Origin of the sequence: Microbacterium sp. (genome assembly GCF_036277215.1) — a bacterium.
Classification (GTDB): Bacteria; Actinomycetota; Actinomycetes; order Actinomycetales; family Microbacteriaceae; genus Microbacterium.
The window spans coordinates 1-8,589 of record NZ_DASUNI010000023.1 but is presented as its reverse complement, the minus strand read 5'-3'; the positions used below and the strand labels follow the sequence as shown (position 1 = coordinate 8,589).

Genomic DNA, 8,589 nt, shown 5'->3' with positions numbered 1-8,589 from the left:
CGCAGATTGTCGTTGCTGATGAACAGCACGAGGCCCCTGCCTTCGGGCGCGGACTGGTCGGCGCGGATGCGACCGACGAAGCTGGGGTCCTTGCCGGCCGCCTGCAGGGGCGTCGGCACCTCCTCGAGCCGCACGCCGGGGGCCTCGGAGAGCACCTCACGGGCTCGCTCGGGCGTGATCGTGCGCGCGAATTCGACGTTGATGCTGAGCGAGTGACCGGTGAAGACCGGAACGCGGACGCACGTGCCGGCCACGCGCAGGTCGGGAAGCTCGAGGATCTTGCGACTCTCGTTGCGGAGCTTCTTCTCCTCGTCGGTCTCGTTGTCGCCGTCGTCGACGAGGTTGCCGGCGAACGGGATCACGTCGAATGCGATCGGCGCGATGTACTTCTCCGGCTGCGGGAACTCCACCGCCGAGCCGTCGTGCACCAGGCGGAGCGTGTCGCCCTGGGCGAGGACGCCCTCGACCTGGCCGAGCAGCTCTTCGGCACCGGCGATCCCGGACCCGCTGACGGCCTGGTACGTGCTCACGATGAGGCGTTCGAGGCCCGCCTCGGCGTCCAGCACCTTCAGCGCCGGCATCGCGGCCATGGTCGTGCAGTTCGGGTTCGCGATGATCCCCTTGCGGGCGTCGCGGATCGCGTGGGGGTTGACCTCGCTCACGACCAGGGGGACCTCGGGGTCCATGCGCCACGCGCTGGAGTTGTCGATGACCGTCGCCCCGGCCTCCGCGAAACGGGGCGCGTGGGCCCGGCTGCCGGTCGCTCCCGCGGAGAAGAGGGCGATGTCGATCCCGGACGGGTCGGCCGTCTCGACATCCTCGATGATCACGGTCTCGCCGGCGAACTCGACCGCCGTGCCCGCGGAGCGCGCGGTGGCGAACAGCCGCAGCTCGCGGATCGGGAAGGACCGGTCGGCGAGGATCTCCCGCATGACGGTGCCGACCTGGCCGGTGGCGCCGACGACGGCGACGGAGAGTCCGGAATCGGAGATGCGGGTCATGGGAAGTCCTCGATGCAGAGCGGGCGCGCAGACACCATCGGTGCGCGGGATTCCCCCGATTCTACCCGGCGGGCCGTTCGCTCCCGGCGCGGATGACGTCTGCGGGCCGCTGATCGGCGCCTGATTCCTGCCGATCGCCAGGTGCCGCTCGCGAGCGCAGGAGAAATCGCGCAGTCAGGCTGTTTCCGGCACGAATCGTCCTGATTCCGGGTTTTCTCCTGAGCCCGCGACTGAACGCGGGCCGGCCGAGACGAACGGATGCCGCCGGCCGGCGTCGACCGTCACGCCAGCGCAGCCGCGCCGAACGACACTGCGAACTGCACGCACCACAGGTCGACGGTGCGGAAGACGTCGAGATCGACGCCCGCCGGGATGTCGTAGAGCTGATCGCCGAGGTTGCCCTTGATCGGACCGAGGTCGACGTACTCGTGGCCTCCGGCGGTGAACCACCCGCCGAACCCCTCGAGCACCGGCCCTGCGCTCAGCCAGACGTGCACATCCGGGCCGTTCGTCGTCATAAGCGACTCGATCGCAAGCTGACGGCTTCCGTCCGGGTGCTCGATCACTCGCGCGGAGCCGGTGGTTTCGTGCTCGTGACTGACGAAAGTGCCCGCGAGCAGGTCCACCGGAGCTGCGGGCGGGAGCGGTGCAGGCGTCACCTCGTCCGCGACCTCGGCCTCGGGTGCGGCCGTCGGCTCGGCTGTGGCTGCGGTGGCCGGTATCTCATCGTCGACGCGCACATCGATGAAGAGGAGCCAGGGCTGGAACACCAGCCCGCCGACGACCACTCCGGCGATCACCACAGCCGCCCCGATGCCCCAGAGCCAGCGAGCTCGGGTGGAAAGCGTCCTGCGCGCCACTGCGTCCCCCTCGACACGCCGAGGCTAGCGAGGGTTGCTGGAGTCGGACTGAGAGTCAGCGACCGCTGCCGGCGTGGACGACCGCCTCCGCGTCGCCGTCCAGGCCGTACGCGGTGTGCACGACGCGGGCGGCCTCGGCCAGGTCGTCGCCGCGCACCACCACGGAGATGCGGATCTCACTCGTGGAGATCATCTCGATGTTGATGCCGGAGACGCTCAGCGCCTCGAACAGAGTGGCGGACACGCCGGAGTGCGTGCGCATCCCGGCCCCGACGACCGAGAGCTTGCCGATCTGGTCGTCGTGCACCAGGCTTTCGAAGCCCACCTCGGCCTGGTCGCCGGCGAGCGCGCGCAGCGCGGTGGCGGCGTCCTCCTTGGGCAGCGTGAACGAGATGTCGGTGCGCCCGGTCGCGGCGGCGGACACGTTCTGCACGATCATGTCTACGTTCGCCCCGGATTTGGCCACGATCTTGAAGATCTCCGCCGCCTTGCCCGGGACATCCGGCACGCCGATGATGGTGATCTTGGCCTGGCTCAGGTCGGTCGCGACTCCCGCGACGATCGGCTCTTCCATCTCTTCTCCTTCTGCGCCGGACGGCAGCGCCATGCCCGGCCCCAGCACCCAGGTGCCCTCACCCGAGCTGAATGTGGATCGCGCGTGGATCAGCACGCCGTGCCGCCGGGCGTACTCGACGGCCCGGATGTACAGGACCTTGGCGCCGTTGGCGGCGAGCTCGAGCATCTCTTCACTCGACACGTGGGTGAGCTTCTGGGCACGCGGCACCACGCGCGGGTCGGCGGTGAAGATGCCGTCCACGTCGCTGTAGATCTCGCACACATCCGCCTGGAGCGCAGCAGCGAGCGCGACGGCGGTCGTGTCGGACCCGCCCCGGCCGAGGGTGGTGATGTCGCGGGTGTCGCGGTTGAAGCCCTGGAAGCCGGCGACGATGACGATCGCACCCTCGTCGAGCGCCTCACGCAGCCGGATCGGGGTGACGTCGACGATCCGCGCCGCGCCGTGGGTGGCATCCGTGATCATCCCCGCCTGCGAGCCGGTGAACGACCGCGCCTCGAATCCCATCGAGTGGATCGCCATGGCCAGCAGCGCCATCGCGATGCGCTCGCCGCTCGAGAGCAGCATGTCGAGCTCGCGCGGGGCGGGGATCGGCGCGACCTGCGCAGCGAGGTCGAGCAGCTCGTCGGTCGTGTCGCCCATCGCGCTGACCGCAACGACGACATCGTGCCCGGCGCGGCGCGTGTCGACGATCCGCTTCGCGACGCGCTTGATGCTCTCCGCGTCGGCGACCGACGAACCGCCGTACTTCTGCACGAACAACGCCACGATGAAACTCCCGGGAGCGCCACCGGAGTGACGCGCATGTGGTTGCGAACGGGCGATCGGATGCCGCGCCCAACGCACCATCTTACGGATGCCGCCATGCCGACCCCGCCATGCGTCGAGCGCGCCAGAGCAGGCCGGGGATCTAGCTCTTCGTCGTGCTCGGCGCGCGCTCGTAGCGATCGGGCGTGATGGTCAGCTCCGCTTGCCCGCCCGTCAGGGACCGCAGCTCGAGCACGTATCGCCCGAGCTCGGCCTCCGGCACGCTGGCCACGATGCGGGTGCCGCCGTCGTCGGTGGACTCGGTGGCGTTGACGTGTGCGCGCCGCGACGACAGGTCGGTCAGGACCGGCCCCTGCAGGTCGGCGGGAACGGTGATGGTGACGATCGACACCGGCTCGAGCACGATGGATCCGGCATCGGCCAGCGCCGCCTTGACCCCCAGCGACGCCGCAGTGCGGAAGGCCATCTCCGAGGAGTCCACCGAGTGCGACTTGCCGTCGTACAGCTCGACGCGCACGTCGACCACCGGGTGGCCTTGCGGTCCGCCCGCGGCGAGGGCGTCGCGGGCACCTTTCTCCACCGCGGGAATGTAGGTCCGAGGCACCGAGCCGCCCACGACGGCGTCGACGAACTCGAAGCCGCCGCCGGGAGGGAGCGGGCTCACCCGCAGCTGCACCACTGCGAACTGGCCGTGACCGCCGGACTGCTTCTTCAGCTTGCCCTCCGCCTGTGCGGCTCTCGCGATCGTCTCGCGGTACGCGACGGGGGCCGGTCCGGTGGTGACGGTGACCCCCAGCACACGCGCGAGCCGTTCGACGGCGACCGCGACGTGCGTCTCCCCCAGTCCGCGCAGCAGCGTCTCGCCGCCCGCCCGGTCGATGCGAAGGGTCGAGTCCTCGGCCAGGAGCCGCCCCAGCGCGGTCGACAGCTTGGCGTCGTCCGATTGCGTCGCCGGGGCGAGACTGACGGCGTAGACCGGGTGCCGGCGCGGCAGCGGAGCGGGTCGGGCGCTCCCCTGAGCGCGCGACCACAGCAGCGACCCGGACGGCGAACCCACCAGCTTGGCGACCGCACCGACTTCGCCGGTGCGGAGGGCGTCGACGGGCAGGTGCTGCGCGCCGCGCAACCGGAAGAGTGCCGGCATCCGCTCTTCCGTTCCGGTCGTTGCGTTGCGCAGCCGATCGCTCGGACGCAGGGTCCCCGACAGCACTTTGAGCATGGCGATCTGGCCCACGAACGGATCGGCCACAGTACGGAAGACGTGCACGACCGTATCGCCGTCGGGATTCGGGGCGACGCTGACCTCGTTGCCTCCCTCTCCCTCCGCCGTGCCGCCGATCACGATCCGGCTGTCGTGGTCACGCGCCGAGGGCGCCAGCGCGAACAGCAGATCGGCGACGCGGTCGACACCGGTGCCGGTGAAACCCGAGCACAGCAGGACCGGCACCGCCTCACCCGTCGCGACCTCGGAAGCGAGCGTCCGCTCGAGCTCTTCGGCCGAGGGTTCGTTGCCCTCCAGGTACGCCTCGAGCTGGGCGTCGTCGTGCGACACGATCTCCTCGGTCACGCTCACGTGGAGGTCGTGCTCCTCCGCCTCGACGCCGGCCGGAAGCGGCTCCTCGTGGTGGTGCCCCGTGTCGTCGTAGACCAGTGCATGCTCGCTCAGGACGTCGGCCACGGCATGGAAGTCCTGCTCCTCGCCGAGCGGCAGCTCCAAAGGCCACAGGTGGGCGCCGAACGTCGCGCGCAGCTGCCCGAGCACCCGCCGGAAGTCCGCGCGGGCACGATCCTCTTGTGTGACGATCACGACGCGCGGCACGCCCGCCGCCTTCGCCGCCGCCCACACCGCGCGCGTTCCGGCGGTGACTCCGTCGACCGCGCTGACGACCACGGCTGCGACATCCGCGACCGCCAAGGCGGTGTCGACGCCGCCCACGAAGTCGGGATGACCGGGCGCGTCGATGAGCGTGATGGGCCTTTCGACACCGTCGGGGCCGGTCCACGTCAGGTACGCGAGCGAGATGCCCAGGGTCGTCTGCCGCGCGATCTCCTCTGGGTCGGAATCGCACACGGTCGTGCCCTGCTCGATGGTTCCCCTGCGCGGGATGACCCCGGCGCGGAACAGGAGCCCCTCCGCGAGGGTCGTCTTGCCGGAGCCGGGCCCGCCCACGAGGGCCACCGTCCGGTGCGTCGGGCTGGGGGTCGCATCCATGAGGCCTTCTTCCACGCCGGTGTGAACTGTGAACCATCGTGCCCCGTCACCGGGCGTCCTCGCCAGGGGCATCGTGCCTCCCGGGTGACGGGACCGGCCGCGATAGCATCCCGAACATGGTGGAGGAGCTCGAGTTGTGGTCCGAATTCAACGTGGCGATCGTCGGGGCGGCTGCCGCTCTCGCCGGTCTCGTGATCGTCGCGGCGAGTGTGAACATCAAGGAGATCATCGCGGCGCGAACGCTCACGGCTCGCCTGGCCGCAGCGATCGCGGCTCTGGTGCTCGCTCTCATGGTGTCCGCGCTCGGACTGGTCCCCGCCATCGGAGCGGAGTGGTACGGCTGGATCGTGGTCGCGTGCACGATCGGCGCCGGCATCTTCCAGGTGAACGCCACGCGGGTGATCGCCACCGACCCCGCCACGGAGGATCGTGCTCGGTTCGCCAAGTCGGTGCTGGGATTCCTGCCGATCGCGGCCTACCTCGCGGCGGGCGGTGCGGTTCTGCTCGGACATCCGTCCGGGCTCTACCTCGCCGCGGCGGGGGGTTTGGTGGCCATCACTGCGACGCTGCTCGTGTCGTGGATCGTGCTGGTCGAAGTGCTGCGCTGAGACGTCCTCAGCCCGGTGAGACCGGCGGCAGTTCCTCAGCCGGCGCGCGTGCCCGAACCGTTCCGCCGGTCGCCGCGAGCCAGCAGCCGAGGATCACGAGAGGGAAGCCGATCACCAGGCCCAGCGTGACCTCCTCGCCGAGCACGATCACCCCCAGGATGACCGCCACCACCGGGTTGACGTAGGTGAACAGCGGTGCGCGCGCCGGCCCGACGTGGTCGATGAGGGCGAAGAAGACGATGAAGGCCACGGCGGTGCACAGCACGGCGAGCGCGACCAGCGCGAACGTGCTCTGCGCGGTCGGCACCTCGTGCTGGGTGAGGAACGCGATCGGGAGGTAGAACAGGCCCACCGCGCCGAGCGAGAGCGTCACCGTCCCCAGTGCCGGCACGCCCTTGAGCTGGCGGGCGACGATGAACGGGGCGATGGCGTAGCAGACCGCGACCAGCAGCACCTCGCCCACCGCGATCAGGCCGACCGTACCGCCGCTGGCGATGCCCGGACCGGCGACGATGATGCCGACCCCGACGAAGCCGACGATCAGGCCGGTCGTGCGAGCGGGCTTGAGGATCGCGCGGTCACCGCCGGTGAACGCGATGATCGCGGCGAAAAGCGGGACGGTCGCGACCAGCAGTCCGGTCAGCCCGGAGGGGAGCGTCTGCTCGGCGTGCCCGAGCAGCAGGAACGGCCCGGCCATCTCGATCGCGCCGAACAGCAGCACCCAGCCGATCTTGGCGAATGCCGGTCGCAGCGCGCCTTGACGCAGGGCGAACGGAAGCAGCAGCAACGCGCCGAGAAGTGTGCGCCCGGCGACGACGGATGCCGGGGAATACGAGTCGACGGCCTGTTTGATGAACAGGTACGGCATGCCCCACAGCACCGCCATCGCGGCGAAGAGGATCCATCCGCGCACCCCGAAGCGCTGCATCGCCGCTGTCATCACACCGCGCGACGGCCTTCGAAAGCGCGCCCGAGCGTGACCTCATCGGCGTACTCCAGATCGCCGCCGACGGGCAGCCCCGATGCGAGCCGTGTGACCGCGATCTCGAGGGTGTGCAGCAGGCGGCTGAGATAGGTCGCGGTCGCCTCGCCCTCGAGGTTCGGGTTGGTGGCGAGGATCACCTCTTGGACGGTGCCGTCGGCCAGCCGCTGCATCAGCTGTGTGATGCGCAGGTCTTCAGGGCCGATCCCGGCGATCGGACTGATGGCGCCGCCCAGCACGTGGTACAGCCCGCGGAACTCACGGGTGCGTTCGATCGCCGCGACGTCCTTGGCGTCTTCGACGACGCAGATCACCGCCGGGTTGCGTCGCGGATCGCGGCAGATGCCGCAGCGATCCTGCTCGGACACGTTGCCGCAGATCTCGCAGAACCGCACCTTCTCGCGCACTTCGGCGAGCAGCTGTGCGAGCCGGGACACGTCGAAGGTCGGTGTCTGGAGGATGTGGAAGGTGATGCGCTGCGCCGACTTGGGTCCGATGCCCGGTAGGCGCCCGAACTCATCGATCAGATCTTGGACGATGCCGTCGTACATGGCCTAGCTGAACCTCGTGGGCGGCTCGTAGGGCTCTTCCCGCACGAATCGGGCGCCGAGCACCTGGCGCACGACGGCTTCGCCGTAACGCTGCGCGCCTCCCGGCGCCGGTCGCGTGGCAGCGCTGGGCAGCGGAGGTGCGACGACGGGCGGTACCGGTGCATCGGTCTCGTCTTCCATCTCGACGTCGCCTTCGTCATCCGGCTCGATCGACGGCTCGACGTCTGCGGCCGGCAGCACCTCGCCCTCGCGTGGCGGTGCGAGGGTCGCGACGCGGGACCGCGCCGTGTCGCCGGCCTCTTCAGGCTCGTCGTCGACGGCGAACTGCGCGACGGATGCCGGGGGCTCGGGATCGTCCGCCGGCGGCGCGTCCGCGTCGCTGGGGATCGACGCGACGACCCATTCGGTGACGGGGGCTGCGGCGGCCTGCCGGGCGGCGCCGGCGGGTGCGGGCCGCGACGCCGGGGGTTCGGGTGCGGGTCCCGGCGACGGCGTCGGAGCTGCATCGGCGGGCGCAGCAGGACCGGACTCGCTGTCGTGCTTGGCGAGATATTTCACTCGGACGCCGAGGACCGCCAGGATCGCCTGCCGAAGGTCTTCACTGGGGCCGGCGCCCGCCGACAGCTTCTTGAACTGCGCGACGTCGGCCTGGCTCTGGAACGAGAGCGTGAGCACGTCGCCCTTGAGCTCCGCCACGCGGGCGCCCGAGGCGAGCAGCCAGGAGGAGCGGCTGATGTCTTCGAGTCGTCCGAGAACCTCGGGCCAGGCATCGCGCATGTGCTGGAGCGTGACCGGACCGGTCGGGGCCGGCGCAGCCTCGACCGCAGCGGGAGCAGCTGCGGGGGTCGGAGCCGCTGGCGCGGCGGGAGCAGGCGTGGCCGCAGCGGTAGGCGCGGGCGTGACCGCGGCCGCAGGTGCTGCAACGACCGGAGACGCGGAGGCGGGAGCCGGTGTGGCGGCAGCCTCTGCTGCCGCGGCGGGCACCCCAGCGGCAGCAGCGGCCGCGGCCGGCGCAGCAGGAGCCGCACCCGAC

At 70.7% G+C, this 8,589-nt stretch carries 8 protein-coding genes; 1 reads left to right on the top strand and 7 read right to left on the bottom strand.

Annotation, left to right across the window (positions count from 1 at the left end; genetic code table 11):
- The 4 genes from VFX99_RS01235 to VFX99_RS01220 all read right to left on the bottom strand — a co-directional run.
- On the bottom strand, nucleotides 1–1,001 hold a 1,001-nt coding region (locus tag VFX99_RS01235; RefSeq protein ID WP_329664501.1), incomplete at its 3' end, for an aspartate-semialdehyde dehydrogenase.
- Nucleotides 1,002–1,282: 281 nt separating this feature from the next.
- Nucleotides 1,283–1,861, bottom strand: coding sequence for a DM13 domain-containing protein (locus VFX99_RS01230; protein ID WP_329664500.1), 579 nt, complete (start codon nucleotides 1,859–1,861; stop codon nucleotides 1,283–1,285).
- 55 nt (nucleotides 1,862–1,916) lie between these two features.
- Nucleotides 1,917–3,203, bottom strand: coding sequence for an aspartate kinase (locus VFX99_RS01225; RefSeq protein WP_329664499.1), 1,287 nt, complete (start codon nucleotides 3,201–3,203; stop codon nucleotides 1,917–1,919).
- Nucleotides 3,204–3,345: 142 nt separating this feature from the next.
- Entirely contained in the window at nucleotides 3,346–5,415 is a 2,070-nt protein-coding gene (locus VFX99_RS01220; protein WP_329664498.1) for an elongation factor G, read from the bottom strand.
- A gap of 116 nt (nucleotides 5,416–5,531) precedes the next feature.
- Between VFX99_RS01220 and VFX99_RS01215 the strand changes: the two genes are divergently transcribed.
- The gene (locus VFX99_RS01215; RefSeq protein ID WP_329664497.1) at nucleotides 5,532–6,023 is read left to right on the top strand and encodes a hypothetical protein; all 492 of its coding nucleotides are present in this window, start codon (nucleotides 5,532–5,534) and stop codon (nucleotides 6,021–6,023) included.
- A 7-nt stretch (nucleotides 6,024–6,030) separates the two neighbouring features.
- Here the strand turns inward: VFX99_RS01215 and VFX99_RS01210 are convergent, their stop codons facing one another.
- From VFX99_RS01210 to VFX99_RS01200, 3 genes are read right to left on the bottom strand one after another with little or no spacing between them, the layout of a single operon-like run.
- On the bottom strand, nucleotides 6,031–6,963 hold the full coding sequence (locus VFX99_RS01210) for a DMT family transporter (protein ID WP_329664496.1): 933 nt from the start codon (nucleotides 6,961–6,963) through the stop codon (nucleotides 6,031–6,033).
- Nucleotides 6,963–7,556 carry a recombination mediator RecR gene (gene recR / locus VFX99_RS01205; protein ID WP_329664495.1) on the bottom strand — a complete coding sequence of 198 codons (594 nt, stop codon included), beginning with the start codon at nucleotides 7,554–7,556 and terminating at the stop codon, nucleotides 6,963–6,965. The genes VFX99_RS01210 and recR overlap by 1 nt, the downstream gene beginning before the upstream one ends.
- A gap of 3 nt (nucleotides 7,557–7,559) precedes the next feature.
- Nucleotides 7,560–8,333 (bottom strand): hypothetical protein, encoded by a 774-nt coding sequence (locus VFX99_RS01200; RefSeq protein ID WP_329664494.1) that lies wholly within the window; start codon nucleotides 8,331–8,333, stop codon nucleotides 7,560–7,562.
- Between the last annotated feature and the right edge of the window lie 256 nt (nucleotides 8,334–8,589).